Source organism: Chloroherpetonaceae bacterium, assembly GCA_025056565.1.
GTDB lineage: Bacteria > Bacteroidota > Chlorobiia > Chlorobiales > Thermochlorobacteraceae > Thermochlorobacter.
On record JANWWA010000001.1, the window covers coordinates 461,508 to 480,317 of the forward strand.

21 protein-coding genes and 1 tRNA gene are annotated in these 18,810 nt (G+C 49.7%); 10 read left to right on the forward strand and 12 right to left on the reverse strand.

Annotated elements, in window-relative coordinates:
- Positions 1-3: 3 nt before the first annotated feature.
- From aroA to NZM05_02040, 5 genes are all read right to left on the reverse strand, one after another.
- On the reverse strand, positions 4-1,317 hold the full coding sequence (gene aroA, locus NZM05_02020; GenBank protein ID MCS7012398.1) for a 3-phosphoshikimate 1-carboxyvinyltransferase: 1,314 nt from the start codon (positions 1,315-1,317) through the stop codon (positions 4-6).
- Positions 1,314-2,003 (reverse strand): HAD family hydrolase, encoded by a 690-nt coding sequence (locus NZM05_02025; GenBank protein MCS7012399.1) that lies wholly within the window; start codon positions 2,001-2,003, stop codon positions 1,314-1,316. Before NZM05_02025 ends, aroA begins: the two co-directional genes overlap by 4 nt.
- A 128-nt stretch (positions 2,004-2,131) precedes the next feature.
- Positions 2,132-3,004: a DUF4292 domain-containing protein gene (locus NZM05_02030; protein ID MCS7012400.1), complete on the reverse strand. Its 873-nt coding sequence runs from the start codon at positions 3,002-3,004 to the stop codon at positions 2,132-2,134.
- 14 nt (positions 3,005-3,018) lie between these two features.
- Positions 3,019-3,330, reverse strand: coding sequence for a (2Fe-2S)-binding protein (locus NZM05_02035; GenBank protein MCS7012401.1), 312 nt, complete (start codon positions 3,328-3,330; stop codon positions 3,019-3,021).
- Between the two features lie 8 nt (positions 3,331-3,338).
- Positions 3,339-3,881, reverse strand: coding sequence for a hypothetical protein (locus NZM05_02040; GenBank protein MCS7012402.1), 543 nt, complete (start codon positions 3,879-3,881; stop codon positions 3,339-3,341).
- Between the two features lie 220 nt (positions 3,882-4,101).
- On the opposite strand from NZM05_02040, the gene asnS reads away from it, so the two are divergent.
- Positions 4,102-5,460: an asparagine--tRNA ligase gene (asnS, locus tag NZM05_02045; protein MCS7012403.1), complete on the forward strand. Its 1,359-nt coding sequence runs from the start codon at positions 4,102-4,104 to the stop codon at positions 5,458-5,460.
- Here asnS and NZM05_02050 read toward each other — a convergent pair.
- The gene (locus NZM05_02050) at positions 5,457-5,579 is read right to left on the reverse strand and encodes a hypothetical protein (GenBank protein MCS7012404.1); all 123 of its coding nucleotides are present in this window, start codon (positions 5,577-5,579) and stop codon (positions 5,457-5,459) included. The genes asnS and NZM05_02050 overlap by 4 nt on opposite strands.
- Before the next feature lie 153 nt (positions 5,580-5,732).
- Here NZM05_02050 and NZM05_02055 point away from each other — a divergent pair, with 153 nt between their 5' ends.
- The 4 genes from NZM05_02055 (at position 5,733) to msrA (ending at position 9,927) form a co-directional block, all read left to right on the forward strand.
- On the forward strand, positions 5,733-6,203 hold the full coding sequence (locus NZM05_02055; protein MCS7012405.1) for a RidA family protein: 471 nt from the start codon (positions 5,733-5,735) through the stop codon (positions 6,201-6,203).
- 160 nt (positions 6,204-6,363) lie between these two features.
- Entirely contained in the window at positions 6,364-6,915 is a 552-nt protein-coding gene (locus NZM05_02060) for a transcriptional repressor (GenBank protein MCS7012406.1), read from the forward strand.
- Positions 6,899-9,217 (forward strand): TonB-dependent receptor, encoded by a 2,319-nt coding sequence (locus NZM05_02065; protein MCS7012407.1) that lies wholly within the window; start codon positions 6,899-6,901, stop codon positions 9,215-9,217. The genes NZM05_02060 and NZM05_02065 overlap by 17 nt, the downstream gene beginning before the upstream one ends.
- 50 nt (positions 9,218-9,267) lie before the next feature.
- Positions 9,268-9,927 (forward strand): peptide-methionine (S)-S-oxide reductase MsrA, encoded by a 660-nt coding sequence (gene msrA, locus NZM05_02070; protein MCS7012408.1) that lies wholly within the window; start codon positions 9,268-9,270, stop codon positions 9,925-9,927.
- An 83-nt stretch (positions 9,928-10,010) separates the two neighbouring features.
- Here msrA and NZM05_02075 read toward each other — a convergent pair whose 3' ends face one another.
- Positions 10,011-10,388, reverse strand: a complete 378-nt coding sequence (locus NZM05_02075) for a 2Fe-2S iron-sulfur cluster-binding protein (protein ID MCS7012409.1) — start codon at positions 10,386-10,388, stop codon at positions 10,011-10,013.
- 102 nt (positions 10,389-10,490) lie between these two features.
- Entirely contained in the window at positions 10,491-11,297 is an 807-nt protein-coding gene (locus tag NZM05_02080; protein ID MCS7012410.1) for a cyclic nucleotide-binding domain-containing protein, read from the reverse strand.
- Positions 11,298-11,506: 209 nt separating this feature from the next.
- On the opposite strand from NZM05_02080, the gene NZM05_02085 reads away from it, so the two are divergent.
- Complete coding sequence (locus tag NZM05_02085) at positions 11,507-11,998, forward strand: GNAT family N-acetyltransferase (GenBank protein ID MCS7012411.1); 492 nt, start codon at positions 11,507-11,509, stop codon at positions 11,996-11,998.
- Positions 11,961-12,815 carry a glutamate racemase gene (gene murI / locus NZM05_02090; protein MCS7012412.1) on the forward strand — a complete coding sequence of 285 codons (855 nt, stop codon included), beginning with the start codon at positions 11,961-11,963 and terminating at the stop codon, positions 12,813-12,815. The genes NZM05_02085 and murI overlap by 38 nt, the downstream gene beginning before the upstream one ends.
- 9 nt (positions 12,816-12,824) lie before the next feature.
- On the opposite strand, the gene NZM05_02095 is transcribed toward murI, so the two are convergent.
- From NZM05_02095 to NZM05_02110, 4 genes are all read right to left on the reverse strand, one after another.
- Positions 12,825-13,205: a response regulator gene (locus NZM05_02095; GenBank protein MCS7012413.1), complete on the reverse strand. Its 381-nt coding sequence runs from the start codon at positions 13,203-13,205 to the stop codon at positions 12,825-12,827.
- A gap of 13 nt (positions 13,206-13,218) precedes the next feature.
- A complete protein-coding gene (locus NZM05_02100; protein MCS7012414.1) occupies positions 13,219-14,064 on the reverse strand; it encodes a glycerophosphodiester phosphodiesterase in 846 nt (281 codons plus the stop codon).
- A 77-nt stretch (positions 14,065-14,141) separates the two neighbouring features.
- Complete coding sequence (locus NZM05_02105) at positions 14,142-15,566, reverse strand: sigma-54 dependent transcriptional regulator (protein MCS7012415.1); 1,425 nt, start codon at positions 15,564-15,566, stop codon at positions 14,142-14,144.
- A gap of 60 nt (positions 15,567-15,626) precedes the next feature.
- Positions 15,627-15,699 (reverse strand) — tRNA-Arg (locus NZM05_02110).
- 149 nt (positions 15,700-15,848) lie between these two features.
- Here NZM05_02110 and NZM05_02115 point away from each other — a divergent pair.
- From NZM05_02115 to prfB, 3 genes are all read left to right on the forward strand, one after another.
- Entirely contained in the window at positions 15,849-16,952 is a 1,104-nt protein-coding gene (locus NZM05_02115; GenBank protein ID MCS7012416.1) for a hypothetical protein, read from the forward strand.
- Between the two features lie 21 nt (positions 16,953-16,973).
- Complete coding sequence (locus NZM05_02120) at positions 16,974-17,594, forward strand: methyltransferase domain-containing protein (GenBank protein MCS7012417.1); 621 nt, start codon at positions 16,974-16,976, stop codon at positions 17,592-17,594.
- 115 nt (positions 17,595-17,709) lie between these two features.
- Positions 17,710-18,805 (forward strand): peptide chain release factor 2 gene (gene prfB / locus NZM05_02125; protein ID MCS7012418.1). Its coding sequence is split into 2 segments (ribosomal slippage): positions 17,710-17,769 and positions 17,771-18,805, totalling 1,095 coding nucleotides; the frame shifts between segments, so codons are not numbered across the junction.
- Positions 18,806-18,810: the final 5 nt, after the last annotated feature.

An 18,810-nucleotide genomic window follows, 5' to 3' on the forward strand; every position in this document is an offset into this window, starting at 1 on the left:
ATTCTAAGCCGTAATGAGTGCTTTCAGTACTTCGAAAAAGTTTGGGAACGAGACAGGGATAGAGGCTACTTCGCTTAGCACCAGCTCTGCACCTGCACAGTACGATGCAATGTGAAACGCCATTGCAATGCGATGGTCGCCGAAGGTTTCAATATGCACGGGGGCACTCGGCACAAACTTGCGCTGCCGCACCAAGAAGCCATCGGGGTATTCTTCACATTCAAAGCCCATTCTGCGGAGGTTTTTAACCAATGCGGCAATTCGATCTGATTCTTTCGTGCGCAGTTCCTCAGCATTTTGCAGCTCAAAGCGCTCGGTTGCCAGTGCGGACAGCATTGCCAGCATAGGGATTTCATCAATCACACTGGCGACAGTTTGCTTACCAGAAATACAGAGTGGTGTAGTTAGCTTAGAGGTTGTTACCACTATACTGCCGACTGGTTCACCGCATTCATCTTGGACAGATTCTACTGCAATGCATGCGCCAGCTGCTCGGAGCAAATCCAAATATGCAATGCGTGTTGGATTAAGACAGACGCGCTGAAGCACCAGTTCTGACCTATCTGCCAGTAGAGCGAGTGCGATGAGGAATGCCGCTGCAGATGGGTCTGCTGGGATTACAAAGTGTCGGGCTGGCAGAGTCGCTATGCCAGAGACGCGTGTGCGGTAGTATCCATTCGGCAAGCATTCCCTCTCCAAGCCTAACATTCGCTCGGTATGGTCTCGTGAGCAAGCTGGCTCAATAATTTCGCTTGTGCCGTCAGCATGCAGCGCCGCAAAAATGATAGCAGACTTGACCTGCGCCGACGCAATAGGTGATGTGTAGGAAATGGGTCTTAGGTGCTTAGAGCCTGTGATGCGAATGGGTGCAGTTTGAGCTGGCGAGAGTGCAACTTCAGCTCCCATCGCTGACAGGGGGTCTGCAATGCGCTTCATCGGTCGCCTCATCAACGATGCATCGCCGATTAGCACGCTTGAGAAAGGCTGTGCTGCCAGAATGCCTGCCAGCATTCGCATCGTAGAGCCAGAGTTATGGCACTCAATTGCATTTGCCGCTGGTTTCAAACTCCACAGCCCGTTTGCACGAATGCGGACAGTGCGTCGGTCGTTATGAATGGTTTGCACGACTTCCAGACCCAGTGCCGCCAGTGCTTGCAAGGTGGTTTGGTTATCGAGCCCTCCTGAAAAGTTGTCAATATGCGATGTGCCGTGTGCCAGTGCAGCAATCAAAGCTGCGCGATGTGAAATGGACTTATCGGGCGGTAAGCTATTGACCGTGCCAGTAATTGTGAGCTTACGCAAGGTGTGCGGGTTCATACACAAATTGCTTCAATGACGGCTGAGGTATCCGCAAAGTTTTCAAAGACATAATCAGGCTGATAGGTTTGCAACTGCTCTGCCGTGTAAAAGCCAGTGGCAACGGCAATCGCTTTGGAGTTTAGCACTTTAGCGCAGTTAATGTCGTGCGGCGTATCACCAATAATCACCACATCCTTGCCAGAGAAGCGTATGCCAGTATGAGCATAAGCACGTTCGACTGCAATGGGTGGTAGTTCGTCCCGTGTTTTTGCATCGTCTGCAAACGCCCCAAATGGAAAGTAATGATTTAGCCCGGGCAGCGTGATTTTGTAACGACCCGACTCTTCAAAATTACCTGTCAGCAACCCCAGCGTGATATGGGCTTGAGCAGCGAGCGCTTGTAACAATTCTAGCACACCCGTCATCAGCCTGATGTGCTCTAAGCGCGCTCGCTCTTTGAATAGCTGAATGTAGGTGCGCTTGACTTCCTCAAACCCTTTGGCAATTTCTTCATCACTTAGCCCTGCATCTTTCATCACTTCAGTGATAATGACGCTATCGAGCTTACCTGCAAAGTCATGTGTGCGTGCTGCGCCTTCCGTGCCATAGACGCGACGCAGCGACTCAATCAGTGCGTTGCGGCTAATCCCCTCGACTTTCAGGAGCGTACCATCAATGTCAAACAAGACCAGTTTTGGTTTCATCAGGCGATTTGGTTGCGTCGTCAGAAAAGTGAAAAAATAGCGAAAACAACGATAACGAGGAGAAGTAACCTAATTAGCCTCGCTGGCAGCATGGATTCCGCCAGCGTTTCGTTTCAACTTATTCGCATTTAGCGCTGAAAGAAGTTGAGTTCCTCCAAGCGGCGAATCATAGCGGCTCTGGGCGCTTGAAAGGAAATTGCGAAGTCTTTCGGGTTAATCGTTCTGGCTAAGTAGTAAATTTTCACTCGGCGTGCGGTGCTCGCTTCTAAGGCAGCGTATTGCCATGCTATGGCTTCAATGCGTTTTGGTAAAAGCCGTTGCAGACTATCCGCTGCTGCTAACTCAAACTCCTCAAATGTTACCTTGAGCACTGGGCGACTCAGGCTGTCAAGGCGCACCCAAGCGTAAATTTGCTGCGAAAGGCTATCCAGCTCTATCACTTCCTTTTCCGCACCGACTTGAAAGACATACAGAATGCGTCCATTTTGAGCGTGCAGGCTTTGAAGAGAATCCAGCGGACTGCTAAGGTGTGCAATGCCTAAAAATGCATCACTGGCTTGTGCAAAACTTGCGGCAAAACCAACAGCCCGGCGAATGTTCTCTGGCTTATTTTGACCAACCAGAAGTAGATTCTGCAGTGGCACATACACAAATACGCTATCCTCTCGCAAGAACGATTCTGCTGCCACTATACCTAAGAAAATGGTGCCGACGATATACATTGCTTCATTGCGCTTGATTTTTACAAGGCAGCTTAGCGTTTGACGGATTTCAGGTGCGTCAATTTCTACATTAGCGTAGCCTTCAAGCGTCTGAATGCTCTGGTAGCCTGACGCAGCCTTTTGGAGAGGCACTAAGTAGCGCTCATCTATAGCTTGGGACTGCACGGGTGTGTTGGGAAAACTGGGCTTCTCTACTTTTGTAGTGCGGCAACTCATACTTAGCCCAGCTAAGAGCATAACCATTGCAGCAAGGTAGTGGGGCATTTGCGGGCGTGGCATCGCGGTGGTCTCTCCTATTTTTCTACAATTACGCTTAGGTCGTGGGTTGGCGAAATTTGGCACGCTAACCGTTCATTATCTTTCAGCAGGCCTTGTGAGAGAAACTCTTTTTCAGCGCGTGTCAGCTTTCCCAGTTTTTCGGCTCCTGCGACAACCTGCACTCGGCATGTGGTGCACAGTCCCAAGCCGCCACAGGCGCCTCCGATGCTCAATCCCTCGTCTAAGGCCAAATCTTGCAGTGTTCTTCCAGTCGGGTTATCAGTTGTTATCCGCACGATTTCTTCTTTCTCTGCACCATATCGCACGGTGATGCAAATTTCGGCCATCTCCAGCTTCACCTGCTGCTTTGCAGTTCTTGGTAGAGTGCATTGACGCTGCGCTGCACAAAAGTGTTGGCAATTTCCTGCATTCGATTCTTCATCTGGCTACACATGAAGGCTTGTCCCATCAACGCCCCTAATGGATGAAGTTCTGAGCCAGAATGGCGGCGCAGCTTAATGTGGAGGTTCATTTTCACCAGCGTGTGTGGTTCATCGCCTTCATTCTGAGGCACTGATTCAAACGAGAGTGAACACGCCATCCAATTATGTGCTTCGTCATCGGGCGTATGATGCGTGAAGACTTCCCCATTCTTGCAAAATTCCGTCGGAATCGTGATGTGCAAAGTAGGGGCAAGCGGCATCTCTACATCATAATGCCACTCGTAGAGCGGTTGCCCTGCTTGGCTTTTGCCAATGAGCTTGACGGCTCGCACCGATGGCATATACTTTTCAAAGGTCTGCGGCTGCGACAGAAATTGCATTAGCGGCTTTTTTTCAATCGGGACATCATAGACGGTGCAGACTTGTGCATCAATGCAAAAGTTCGCAGTGCTCATTTTTTGCCCGGTTTGGTTGAGCAAATATACAAACGCATAGATTATCGCTATCGCCACTGCTTGGACAACTCTTTCGCTGATACCAGATCTTTCCGAATTGACACCGTCCCCTTCCACCGACAAGGCACAGAAGGTAAGTTTTACCACGCCTCACCGCTGCTTGCATCGCTCAATCTGGGTGAATTTGTATCTTTGGGTTTAATTACTTTTCCAAAGAACTATGCAAGCAGAGACGCTTTCAAGACCGGTTGTATCTATTTCGCATCTTGGTGAGCACCTTGGTGAAGTGGTAGTCATCAAGGGGTGGCTCTATAACATTCGTTCTTCAGGCAAGCTGATGTTTCCTGAAATCCGAGATGGTTCAGGCATCGTGCAAGGCGTTGTGTCTAAGAAAGATGTCAGCGAGCAAGTCTGGGAAACGTGTGAGCGACTGACGCAAGAAAGTTCAATTATCGTCACAGGGGAGGTCAGCCGCCATCCGAAGTTGCCCGATACCTACGAGCTACAAATCCGCGACCTTGAGCTGGTGCATCTGGCTCAAGGTTACCCCATTACACCTAAGGAACACGGCATAGAGTTTCTCTCTGACCACCGCCATCTTTGGCTGCGCTCTCGCCGCCAGTGGGCAATTATGCGCGTGCGCCACGAGGTCATTAACGCTATTCGTGACTTTTTCAATGCACGTGAGTTCATTTTGGTTGACTCACCCATCATTACACCCAACGCAGTTGAAGGCACCACAACGCTTTTTGAACTGGACTACTTCGACTTGGGCAAAGCCTATCTGACACAGTCAGGGCAACTTTATGCTGAAGCCTCTGCAATGGCGTTTGGCAAAGTCTATACATTTGGTCCCACATTTCGCGCTGAAAAATCAAAGACCCGCCGCCACCTTACAGAGTTCTGGATGGTAGAGCCTGAAATGGCTTACTATGACCTTGAAATGAATATGAACTTAGCAGAAGAGCTTGTGGAATATGTGGTGCAGCGCACGCTTGAGCGGCGCAAAGAGGAACTCAAACTCTTGGAGCGTGACCTCAGCAAATTGGAAAAAGTTACGCGCCCATTTTACCGCCTCTCTTACACCGACGCCGTAAAGTGGCTCAATGAACACAATGTCAAGCTCATCAAAAAGCAAGAGGACGGCAGTGAGCTCCGTATTGACTTTCCTTGGGGTGAAGACTTTGGTGCTCCGCAGGAAGAGGCGATTATGCAACAGTTCGATAAGCCCTGCATTATCCACCGCTATCCTGCTGCTGTCAAAGCCTTCTATATGAAGCGCGACCCTGAAAACCCAGAGTTGGCGCTCGCAATGGATATGCTGGCTCCCGAAGGCGCTGGCGAAATCATCGGCGGCTCACAGCGCGAAGATGACTACGAAACGCTCGTCCAGCGCATCAAAGAACATAACCTGCCGATGCAGCCTTTTGAGTGGTATTTGGATTTACGCCGCTACGGCAGTGTGCCTCACTCGGGCTTTGGCATGGGCTTAGAGCGCGTGGTTAAGTGGATTTGCGGTCTTGAGCACATTCGCGAAACTTCACCTTATCCAAGAATGATCTACCGCAATACACCCTAACTTGAACGCTGCTTGCCGAGGTCATCAAGCGAGTTCTGTGGTGTGTCGGTCTCTTCCACAGGTAGGCAGTGCAACATCTGCCGCCCTGCTTGTGGGTTTAAGTAACTTTTTTCATGCATTGATTTCTTCTTTCTTGTAAAAGCCGTCCGATTCGGCTATGTTTAGGCACAAATTCAATGGTTATGCGCCTTGTTGCATTTGCTTGCATAGTCGGCAGTGTGATTTTTTGCCTCAGCGCACTTGCATATTCACAAAAAAACCCTGTCAGTTCTATGTCGTCTGTCGAACAGAAGCTTGCTTCAATGGGCATTACCTTGCCCCCTGTTACCAAGCCACTTGCGGCTTACACGCCCGCTGTGCAATCGGGCAATATGGTCTATGTATCGGGTCAATTGCCGCTTGTAAATGGCGAATTGGTTCGCCCCGGTGGCAAAGGCAAAGTTGGCGCTATCGTCAGCAAGGAAGATGCCAAAGCAGCGGCACGGATATGTGCTATTAATTCTCTTGCCGCACTTAAATCACTCATTGGTGATTTGGATAGAGTGGTGCGCGTGGTCAAACTGACTGTGTTCGTTGCAAGCGAGTCGGGCTTTACGGAGCAACCTTTCGTTGGGAATGGCGCTTCCGAATTCTTCAAAGAAGTGTTTGGTGAGAAAGGCGAACATGCCCGTAGCGCCGTCGGCGTCGCCGAGTTACCCTTGGGCGCAAGTGTGGAAGTGGAAGCCATCTATGAAGTGCGTTAGTGATTGCTGCTGCTTTTGTTCTTTGCATTTATTGCAGTTCATAGCCCGCAGCCTGCCGTGTTGCAGCTTTCAGCCATAGCGCTCCGTGATGGGGGAATTTCTAAGGGCTTGACGCAGTTTCTTGGTTCTAATCCTTATTTTCAACCTTAACGATTGCACTATGAAGACATCAGTTGCATCATCTCGCTCTAAGAAAAGTGCGGCAAAGGTCGTGGCATCGACGCCTACTTCATCGAACCCGCCATCGATTGCACAGGTCGAGGAAATTTTCCGTGAGTTCTTGCGCAAGAAAGGCTATCGCGTCACACCTGAGCGCAGTGCGATTTTGCGCGAAATCTACGCCGACCCTGGACACTTCGATGCCGATGAGCTTTTTATCAAGCTCAAGCAGAAAAAGTATGCCATCTCGCGCGCCACAGTCTACAACACGCTGGATTTGCTCGTGGAGTGCAACCTTGTGAGTCAGAATAGTTTTGGGCACAAGCACCTGCATTACGAGCGCACCTACGGCTATGAACATCACGACCACATTATTTGCAATCAATGCGGTGAAGTCTTCGAGTTCACCTGTCCGCAGATCGAGGCACAGCAGGAAGCCGTCTGCCGTCAGTTTGGCTTTGAAATCAAGCAACATACGCTTCAGATTTTTGCCGACTGCACCAAGCCTGACTGCGAGCGCAAGAAGCGTGCCACGTTTGGAGCATCGAACTAATCCACTGGCACAGCTCATTGCTCTGTCTGTCTGCCTTTGTTTTTTCTTCTTTACACATCTCTTTCCACTTTTTGCACAGTCTACTCAGCCAACTGGGTTTGGCACGCTGCGTGGCACTGTTTTCGAAAGCCGCGTTACGCTCGAGCAAGTTTCGCAGTCAGACTCGCTCGGACATCTTACGACCACAACGATTCGCAAGCGCACTGCACTGCCCGTCATTGGCGCACGTGTCGCTTTGCGGGGCACTTCCTACGGCGCAATTACCGACACGGCTGGCTTCTACCAAATTAAGGGTATCCCACGTGGCACTTACGATATCATCTACTCCGCACAAGGCTATAAGACCTTCGTCTTCAAGTCTATTACCATTAAGAGCGATACCATTACGGAGATTGACATGGCACTTTCGCCTATTGTCTCCGAAGCGAGCGAAATCACCGTTACGGCTGACCGCTATGAGCGAAAACTGCAAGAACTGTCACTTTCAGTCTCCATCCTGAAACCTGATTTCATTGTAGAGCGCAATAGCAATACGCTGGACGAGGCGCTGCGCTATGTTTCTGGCGTTAGTTTTACCAACCAGACGCCCAACATTCGTGCTTCCAGTGGCGTTAGCTTCGGCGTGGGCAATCGCGTGCAACTTCTGCTCGATAATGTGCCCTTTCTTGCTCCCGATGATGGCTCCGCACGTTGGGACGCTTTTCCTGTAGATTTTATTGAGCGTGTTGAAGTCATTAAAGGGGCTTCATCGGCGCTCTATGGCTCGGCTGGACTGGGGGGCACAATTAACATTGTCACCAGAAATGACTTTCAAAACCGCACTTCGCTGCTCACTTATGTGGGTCTCTTTGATAAGCCGGCTTTTGAGATTTGGCAATGGTCGGAGCGAGCGCGCTGGCAATCGGGCTTTGAGCTGTCGCATGCACAAAATTTCGGCAAGTTTTGCATCTATGGCTCTCTTACACGGCGCGTCAGCGATAGCTACCGTGAAAATGCGGATTTTCGCCGCTGGCGACTCTTTACCAAAGCAACCTATCAATTCTCTGATGCCGCCTCACTTTCACTGGTTGGCACCTTTGCTGAAGAACAGCGCGGCAATGGTTTTTTCTGGCGCAATATTGATGCTGCGTTGCTCGACGGCTCACCTACGAAACCTCGCATTGCTTCAGACAATCTCATTTTTGCGCCAACACTTAACCTGAAACTATCCAGTCTGGCTTCTCTCATCGTGCGCAATCGCTTCTACCGCTCCCGCTTTGAAGATACCGATGGTCTCACTTCGCTTTCCTCTCAGCTTGGCACAGACGCACAGCTTTTGATAGATTTTGGTAAAGGGTTCATTGTTACAGGCGGTGTGGAGGGCTTCCTTACCGATGTGCGCTCAAACCTTTATGGCAATCATTCGGCTGTTGGTGCTGCGATTTACTTGCAGAGTGACCTTCCGCTGTTCAAGAGCCTAATTGCCAGCTTCGGGGTGCGTGCCGATGGACTTTCCGTGAATAGAGAGTCGCTCATCGGACGCTTCAATCCGCGTTTTGGACTGAATTGGACGCTTGGTCAGCATCACACCCTACGAGGCAATTTTGGCACAGCGTTTCGCAATCCTACGATTAGCGAGCGCTTTGTCGCAACACAGACTGGTTTTATTCAAGTGCAGCCTAATCCCAGCCTGCGTCCCGAAAGCAGTATGAGCTTCGAGCTTGGCTATCTTTTTAGCTACAGCCTTCCAGTTGAACTTTTCCGCAATTTTGCCCTTACGAATGTCTCGCTTGATGTGGCTGCTTTTTCAAATGTGTATGACAATTTGATTGAGGTACGTCCAACGCCTGCTGGCTTTTTTTCTTTCCAGAATATTACCGCTGCCAATGTTTTAGGCTACGAAATTTCCTCCACATTTGCCTTCAACCAGCGGCTTTTGCTTCTTACGCTTTCCTACACGCATACCAATCCGATTGACTACACCGACGCAGCAAATGTTCGCTGGCTGCGATACCGCCACCGCCGACTGTTTTATGTCAATGCAGAAGCAAATGTTGGCTTTCTTACGCTTGAATGGAACTACCGCTTTCTCAGTCGCTTTGACACAATCGACCCTGAACTGATGCTTATCGTGCCTGACGGCAATCGCTTGGTCGATGCGCATATCTCAGATGCACGGCTTGGCACTCGATTTGCTTTCGGCACAGTTGGTTTTGTCGTCAATTTGATGGTGCGAAATCTATTTAACTACAACTATGTAGAGCAGCCGGGCAGCCTTGCGCCGATTCGCCATTTCATTTTGCAAGTGCGCGCCAGTGTGTAGCGCCGAAACGTCTCACTTTCTTCTTTCGTTAGGCTCGGAAACTGTGCACTATGCAAGTGTTCGTTCTCATTTCTCTGCTTTTCGCTTCCTTTGTGCTATACAGTGAAGCTCAAACTAAACCTGAGAATGCGCTCACCATGTCGCAAGTTACAAATGGGCAAACGGAGGTTATGACGGTTGGTGGCGGTTGTTTTTGGTGCGTAGAAGCCGTCTTCCAGCGAGTAGAAGGTGTCTTGAAGGTAGAGTCGGGCTACGCAGGTGGCACGGTGCCTAATCCAACCTATCAGCAGGTCTGCACCGGCACCACTGGACACGCAGAGGTCGTGCAAGTAACATTTGACCCAAAGAAAATTTCCTACAAAGAACTTTTAGAAATTTTTTTCCGCACTCATGACCCTACTACGCCTAATCGCCAAGGCAATGATGTAGGGCCTCAATACCGCTCCATTATTCTCTACCACAGTGAGGCGCAGCGCCAGATTGCTGAAGAGGTCATCCGTGAAACCAATGCTGCAAAAATTTGGCGAGACCCCATCGTCACAGAAGTGGTGCCTTTCACGGTTTTCTACAAAGCCGAAGCTTATCATCAAAATTACTACAACCAAAACCGCCTGCGTAATCCATACTGCATTTTTGTTATTGACCCGAAGGTAGAAAAACTGCGAAAGGAGTATAAAGCCAAGCTAAAAAAAGAATACGCCAAAGATTGAAGTTAGCTGCGTGATAGTTGCGTTTTGCAAGCTTGCGGGGACACGTTTTTGTGAGCGAGCAATAGGTTTGAACCATGTGCAACCTAATGCCCCAGGTAAATCGATTGGTCTGGAATAAACACCGTCACATCGCCATAGATGCGGCACTGGCACCCTAAGCGCGATTTGAGCGTCAGTCCGACTGCTTCATCGAGTTGCTCTTCTTCTTCTTCGCTCATCTCAGGTAAATTTTCCATTCCCTTCTCAATAATCACATGGCAAGTTGAGCAAGCACACGCGCCCCCGCAGTTGTGCTGCAGGCGAATCGCATTTTCCATACAGGCTTCCAGAATAGTCGTGCCTTCATCTACCTCTACTACACGCTCTACACCGGGCTGATTGTAAAAGTGGAAGGTTACCTTGTGGCGTGGCGTAGTTACCGCCTCAGGCTTCCCCAATGTGCTTGTTTGACTTGCACTCATTGCTGTCACTTATTTGTTGTTGTATCAGTGAGAACGCATTTAGAGGTCACTTCATTTCGGGCTTTTGGTTGTGCTCGGTTTAGCACTTACCTTTGCGCCCAGCTACTTTGGTCGGCTTCGGAAGCGCAACTCCATTTCGCGCACCTTTAGCTGCAGCTCCTCGAGAGGTAGTTGCAGGTAGTAGTTAACAAGGTCGCGAATCATCAGCATTCGCACATTGCTATCGGTGGTCAGTCCCTGCCGGCGCTTTTCTTCAATGATTTGCACGAGGTTGCCACTTGCCAACTCTTCGGCTGTCAGTACATACATTTCACTGCCCTTGTCATTTGCTGATTTAATCGCTAAGCGGTCAGGCGTAATGCTGGGCGGCGGCACACTTACGCCAGTCATTGGCACTGGCGCTTGTTGTGGTGCGGCTTGTGGCGCTGGAGCAGGTGACGCATGATGACTCTCTTCCGCTTCGCTTTGCGCTTGAATCATTTTGTTGGTGGTATCACGCAAGCGCTGCGAGAGAATTTTGATAAAGTTGAGTAGAATTTTAATTGCTTCATTCGGTCGGCTCTGAATCATCCGGTCGAAGTTATACTTCGGCATCACCAGCAGCTCAGAATACTCTCGCACAATAGCAGAGGCAGAACGCTTCTGTTGCTCGAAGAGCGACATTTCGCCTAACAAAGCACCCGGCCCTAAGGTAAGAAAGACCACATCCTCGCCTGCTGCGTTTTTCTTTGCCAAATCTACCTTGCCTGATAGAATCACATACATAATTTGACCGACAATTAAATTTTCTCTAAAGAGCACATAGCCGGGCTCAAAACTCTTGATAAAGGCATACTTGATAATTTGGTCCATTTCCTCAGGCGAGATCCCTTCAAAAATTGGTATGTTCGACGGGTCTATTTTTCGCATCTTTGCGGGATTGAAAGATCGTTGAAGATTGTTATATCGCGAATTTGGTCTGCGCACTTCTCTCTTTCTGCGCCGCCCAAGTAGTAATATAATTTTTTAGCGCCAATATCCATACCTTTGCGTTCCGTGCTGCCCAAAGCGGCAACTGCACCAAGTTTTCTATCGTAGCGTTGGGTTGCAAATGCCTGAAATCTATCCTAAACTGCGGTATGCTTTCATCGCTTTGCATTGTCCCAGTTCAGGCTGAACACAAAGCGCCGATTGGCGCACTGCTGCAAGAGACTGGCATGTTTCGGCCCGATGAAATTGCCGTTGCACTTGAACTGATTGATGAGACGCTTGCCCGCAATGGAAACCTTACGCCTGAAGATTACCACACTTTTGTGGCTCTTAGTGCCGAGCGTGTAGTAGGCTATGTGTGTTTTGGCAAAACACCGATGACCACTTCTACTTTTGACCTTTACTGGATTGCTGTGTCCCCGTCCGAGCAAGGCAAAGGCATTGGTCAGAGACTATTTGAATTTGCTTGCCAACGTATTCAAGAGATGGGTGGGCGACTGCTTGTAATTGAGACTGCCTCTCAGCCAAAATATGCGCCCACGCGTCAGTTTTATGAACGAATGGGCTGCACAGAAGTAGCCCGAATTAAAGACTTTTACAGCCTTGGAGACGACAAACTCATCTACACAAAATCACTCTAAGCGAGCGCTGGCTGAAGCCCCGATTGGCGTTTTTGATTCGGGTGTGGGTGGCCTGACAGTTGTGCGCCGCATTGTTGAGCGACTACCTACTGAGCACATCGTCTACTTTGGCGATACTGCACGTGTGCCATATGGTACGAAATCTGTGCCTACGATTCGCAAATATGCAGCCGAAAACACTGCTCTTTTGCTTCGGGAATCTCCCAAATTGATTGTAGTGGCTTGTAACACCGTCTCCGCATTAGCCTTAGATGTGGTGCAAGCAGTGGCAGCGGATATTCCAGTTCTTGGGGTCGTGACTGCTGGCGCTCGGCTTGCACTTGAGCGCAGCACGCATCGGCGCATCGGTGTAATTGGCACAGAAGCAACTATTGCTTCGCAAGCCTATCATCGAGAACTTTCTCGTCTTTGTCAGCATGCTACGATTGTCTCCAAAGCGTGCCCGCTATTTGTGCCACTTGCTGAAGAAGGTTTCACGACACATCGCGCCACTCACCTGATTGCGGAAGAATATCTCTCCGAATTGCGCAACGCTGGTATCGACACGCTTATCTTGGGTTGCACACACTACCCCCTCCTACGCAGCGTGATTGCCGATGTGATGGGAGAAGACGTCTTTATTGTTGACTCTGCTGAAGCCGTCGCTATTGAAGTCGAAACACTCCTTACACGGTCTGGGCTACTTAACCTCAGCAATACTATGCGCCGCACCAAATTTATGGTAAGCGACTTGCCGCAGAAATTTCATCAGCTTGCTGAGCGCTTCTTGGGCTTTGCGCTTAGCCAACCCGAGCTTATCCTATGGGATTCACTTTGAGCATATATGCTAAAACGCTCGCCGCTTTTGGTAAAGCCGTGCTGCTTCGTCTGCTGTTTTTACCAAACTTGGAATGTTAAGTGGCTTGGTGAAAAACTGATAAATGATGCGCTCCTTGAGATAAGGTTCCACTTTTTCAAAGTCCACAAAGCCTGACATCATAATGATGAAGATGTCTTTGTCCACCTCTTTGATTTTACGTGCCAGCTCTATCCCATTCATTTCAGGCATTGAGTAATCCACAATGCAGACAGCCACCTCTCCTTTATGTGCTTTCACAAAGTCTAAGGCTGGCTTGCCCGACGAGAAGGCTTCGGCTTTGCCCGTCATCGAAAAAAGCTGTTTGAGTGCCTCTAAGAGCTCGAGGTTGTCATCGACAATGACAATCATAAGTTTTTTAAGGTTAGCGTTGGTGAAGCGTTGAGGCTACATCAGGATAATCGGTGATGATGCCGTCGACGCCCATATCTAACAGGCATTTCATCTCGTCCAAATCATTGACTGTCCAAGGAATGAGTTTCATTCGTCGCTTGTGCACCTCCTCTACAAGTTCTGGTGTTACCAGTCGGTAGTATGGGCTGTAGATGTCGGGCGTAAAGCCTAATTGCCACAGGTTTTCATTCAGGCTCAGTGTATTGTCTACTAGCAGCGCAAGCGTGACAGTGGAATCAATAGCGCGCATCGCTTGGAGCGCTCGCACATCAAACGACTGCACGGTGGCACGCGTGAGCATTCCTGCTTCATATAGCTCCTTGTAGAGCAACTGAGCAAATTCTTCGGGTGAAGGGTGGAATTTGCCGTCGCCCTCTGGGGTGCTTTTGATTTCAATGTTGAAGCGTACAGGTGGTAAGTTATGTTTTAGGCAATATGCCTCTACCTCACGAAACACTTCCGAGAGCAAAGGCTTAATAGCTGGCATTGCCTGCTGCTTGGGAAAGCGGGCGTGTCCACGCTTGCCTACGTCAAAACGCAGTATCTCATCGTAGGTCATCTCATAGATGTTGAATTGCTTTTCCTCGCTCTTCTCAACTGGTTTGCCCGATGGGGCAGTGCTAATCTCGTGTGAAAACCACGGCTCGTGTGAGACCACTACTCGACGGTCTTTTGAGATGACCACATCACATTCTAAGGTTGTCACGCCATACTCTAAGGCTTTGAGAAAGGCAGGAATAGTGTTCTCAGGCAAAAGTCCACGTGCGCCACGGTGTCCTTGCAAATCAAAGGCTCTGCGTTGGGGTGCTTGCGTCATAGAGGGTGATGGTGTTATGCTTGCGCAGCCCAGTAGGCATATTGCAATGCAGCAGATTAGTTGTTGAGCTGCCATTTCTAATCTGACTTGGCTTCAATTCCCAAACGTTTCATCTGGTAGCGGAGTACATGGCGTTCAATACCCAAGAGCTTTGCGGCTCTCAACTGATTGCCCTCAGTTTGTGCTAGCGCTGCTAAGATGTGCTCACGCTCAATTTGCTCGAGGTAATCTTTGAGTGAAAAGTGTTCTGGAATTTTTATCGGCTCTTTTTCTTTGTGCGCATTTGCTGCACCAGATGTATGGGTTGCATTGGCTACAGGCTTAGTGGGCATTTCCACTTTGAGTGCTAAGTGCTCAGGCTGAATGCAAGCACCACTGGGCGCGACAATGACCGCACGCTCGACGGCATTTTTCAGCTCCCGCACGTTGCCTTTCCATTGGTAAGAGAGCATCGCTTGGATGGCTTCATCGGAAAATTCCAAACGCTTGCGCATAGCGTGGGAGAAGGTATTGAGAAAGAAGTCTGCCAGTTGCAAAATGTCATCGGGTCGCTCTCGCAATGGTGGCAGTGTAATCGGCATCACCTGTAAGCGGTAGTAGAGGTCTTCACGGAATTCACCTTTTTCAATAGCCAGTGCAAGGTCTTTGTTAGTGGCCGCAATGATGCGTACATCGGTCTTAATATCCCTTAGGCCTCCTATGCGCCGGAACGATTTAGAATCCATTACTTTCAAAATTTTAGCTTGCGTGGCTAACGGCATATCACCAATCTCATCGAGGAAGATTGTGCCACCATCAGCGTATTCAAACAGCCCAATTTTTTTGCTGCGTGCATCGGTAAACGCACCTGGCTCGTAGCCAAATAGCTCTGACTCCAGCAAGTTATCTGGAATCGCTGCGCAGTTAATCTCCACAAAAGGCTTTTGCTTGCGTGCCGAGTTGAGATGCACGAACTTGGCTACATGCTCCTTGCCTGTGCCACTCTCTCCCAGAATTAGGACAGTTGTGTCGTTGGTTTGTGCCACTTGTGCAGCCAGCTCATAGACTCGAGTCATCTGTGGCGATGGACAGAGGATAAATTCTGAATCAGCGATGCGCTTGGCGGCACTTTCACGCAGGAAGCGAATTTGATTTCTCAGCGAGATTTTCTCAGCCAGCTTGGCTACCGCTAACTTGAGCACATCTAACTCAAAAGGTTTCAGCAAATAGTCTGCTGCTCCCAAACGCAGAGCTTGCACCGCAGTTGGCACGGAGTTGTAAGCCGTTAGCATCAAGACCTGCATGCTTTCATCGAGCTTGCGTAGCTCGGTGAGCAACTGCAGCCCGTTCATATCGGGCATCATAAAGTCCAAAATTGCAATGTCAGGGGCAAATTTCTTTGCGATACTCAGTGCCTCTCTGCCATTGCTTGCGGTCTCTACCGTGTATCCCTCTTCTGAGAGTGCCTCTTTGATGAATGCTAAAATGGTATGCTCGTCGTCGACAACCAGAACCGTTGTCATACCTCACTTTCCCAGCAGAATATTGGGTTAAATGATTTCGGTGTGCACTTCCCTTGTTTGTGCCCTTGGGCAGAATCGAACTGCCGACACACGGTTTAGGAAACCGCTGCTCTATCCACTGAGCTACAAGGGCAAGCTATGTCTGACTTTACTACGCTGAGACTTGCCGCACGACTTACTTTGCCTGCACGCTGAGAGAGCGGCGCAAAACTTGTTTTCGGCGTTCAGGGTTTACTTGGCAATATAACCGTTTTTAGCCGATAACGAAACACTTTCTTTGAAATGTGGCGCAAGGCTTTCTTGGCATCGGCCGTCATCGTTGCCTTTTCCTTTGCAGCCTTTGTTGCGTGCCAGCAGCGCAGCGAGTTTGACTATGCCTCACCAGCCTACTCGCTGCTTTTCCCGAAAGACCACGCCGCTCATCCGTCTTTCCGAACTGAGTGGTGGTATTACACGGGACATCTCCGTGCTGCAAGCGGACAGGAATTTGGCTACCAGCTCACTTTCTTCCGCACTGCTCTTTCTCTTGCCGACCAGCCGCACACCGACGGCGGCGCCCGCAAGCAAATCTATTTTGCCCACTTTGCGATTACTGACGAGACAAACGGTAAGTTCTACCACAAAGAAAAACAGTCGCGTGGCACTTTCGGCGATGCAAACGCACACACTGAGTATTACAAGGTCTTCATCGGTAATTGGTCCGTGCAAGATCTCGGCAAATACACGCTGCTCCAAGCTGAAACAGACACAATTGAGCTCACGCTTATTCTCGAACCCTTAAAACCAGCTGCCCTGCACGGTGAAAAAGGTTACTCGCAGAAAGGTGAGCTTTCTCAAAATGCCTCCATGTATTACTCCTACACGCGCCTTAGGTCTATTGGTGCGCTCACGGTGCAAGGACAGCGCTACCTTGTCGAGGGTGATAGCTGGCACGACCATGAATTCGGCACATCACAGCTTGAGCCACAATCTGTCGGTTGGGATTGGTTTTCTATGCAGCTCTCCGATAGCACAGAACTCATGCTCTTTTGCATTCGCCAAGCTGATGGCAGCATCAACCGCTTCTCTAGCGGCACATTTATTGACCAAAGCGGTCAAACGCAGCACCTGCACAAGGAAGATTTTGCCGTAGAAGTCTTAGAGACCTACACATCGAAGAAGTCTGGCGCGACTTATCCTGCCAAGTGGACCGTGCGTGTGCCGAAGCTAAGATTTGAAGCCACACTTGCACCGACGGTGCAAGACCAAGAGCTGCTTACGGAAGAATCCACGCGCATTACTTATTGGGAAGGAAGCGTTAAAATTACAGGTATGTGCAACGGTCAGCCTCTTTCAGGCAAGGGTTATGTGGAACTTACAGGTTATGCCAAACCAATTAGCTTTTAACGAAACAGAGAGCGAGACACTATGTTTGACAAATTGCCCAAAGCAGCTTTCCTGCGACAAGACAACTCACCCGACGAGATTTTTTACAGCATTCCACGCTTTGTTACGCACATTGATGACGGTGCTATTGCTGCCGTGACACAACTTTACCGTGAATACTTTCCGCCCGACTCAGCCATTTTGGACTTGATGAGCAGTTGGGTGAGCCATCTACCAGAAGAGATTTCCTATCGTCGTGTGGTGGGCTTAGGCATGAACCGAGAGGAGCTGGCTGCCAACCCACGCCTGACCGAGTTTGTGGTGCACAATCTCAACACCAATCCAAAGTTACCGTTTGGCGATGAGGAGTTTGATGCCGCTGGCATTTGCGTCTCAATTGATTATCTCATTGACCCTATTGCTGTGCTGCGCGATTTAGGGCGCGTCATGAAGCCCAATGCCCCCGTAGTGATTACCTTTTCTAACCGCTGCTTTCCCACCAAAGCCATTTTGATATGGCTCTACACCGACGATTTACAGCACTTGCATCTGGTCAAGCGTTTCTTGGAAGAGGCTGGCAATTGGTATCAGATTGAGTGCTTAGACCGCAGCCCAGCGCAAGGCGACCCGCTTTATGCAGTTGTGGCGCGGCGCAAGCCATAGCCCCTTTGCCTTTACGAAATCGCTCACCCTACTTTTCAACTCTTGCCGCCTTGCAACGTTTTCATATCGCTTAAAGGTTTGCTACATTTGCCGCTCAAAAAAGCACTGACAGACCATGTTTGAACCTGAACGCGAGCGTATCAAAGCGCTCAACGAGCGAATGCAGTCGCTCCGGAGGTTTCTTTGACATCGATGCGCGCCTTGCCAAAATCGCAGCACTGGAAGCACAAACTGCCTCAGATACTTTTTGGAATGACAGCATCGCAGCACAGAAGGTTTTGAAAGAAATTGCTGACCACAAGTCTTGGACAGAGACCTTTCTGCGCATTGAAAATGCCCTTAAATCCGAAGCCGAAGCCTTAGATGTCGCCGCTGAATTGGGTGAAGAAAGCTATCAGCAAGAAGCAAGTGCGCATCTTGCAAAGTTGGAGTCCGAAGTTCGCGCCCTTGAGCTTCAAAATATGCTCTCTGGCCCTGACGACAAGCGCAATGCAATTCTGACCATTCACGCAGGGGCTGGTGGTACGGAGGCACAAGACTGGGCTGAGATGCTTTACCGAATGTATATGCGCTGGGCAGAGCGGCGTGGTTACAAGGTCTACACCGATGATTATCAAGAAGGCGAAGGCGCAGGTATCAAAACCGCCACACTGGAAATTATTGGCGACTACGCATACGGGTATTTGAAGGCTGAAAATGGGGTGCATCGTTTGGTGCGCGTCTCACCGTTTGATGCCAATGCGCGCCGGCATACTTCTTTTGCCAGCGTCTTTGCTTATCCCGAAGCACCCGAAGACGCCCCTATCGAGATTCGTCGAGAAGACCTGCAGATTGAAACTTTCCGCAGCGGTGGCAAGGGTGGACAAAATGTCAACAAAGTTGAGACCGCCGTGCGTATTACGCATATTCCAACTGGCATTGTCGTCGCCTGTCAGCAAGAGCGCTCGCAACTTCAAAACCGTGAGCGTGCGCTCAAGATGCTTAAATCTCGCCTCTATCAGCTCAGGCGTGAAGAAGAAGAAGCCAAACGGCGCGAAATTGAAGGCAAGAAGAAAAAAATCGAGTGGGGGTCGCAGATTCGCAGCTATGTCTTCGATGACCGCCGGGTCAAAGACCACCGCACCAACTATGAGCGCTATGATGTGGAAAATGTAATGGACGGCGACATTGACGATTTCATCGAGCGCTACCTAATGGAATTTGGCGACTGAGCGAA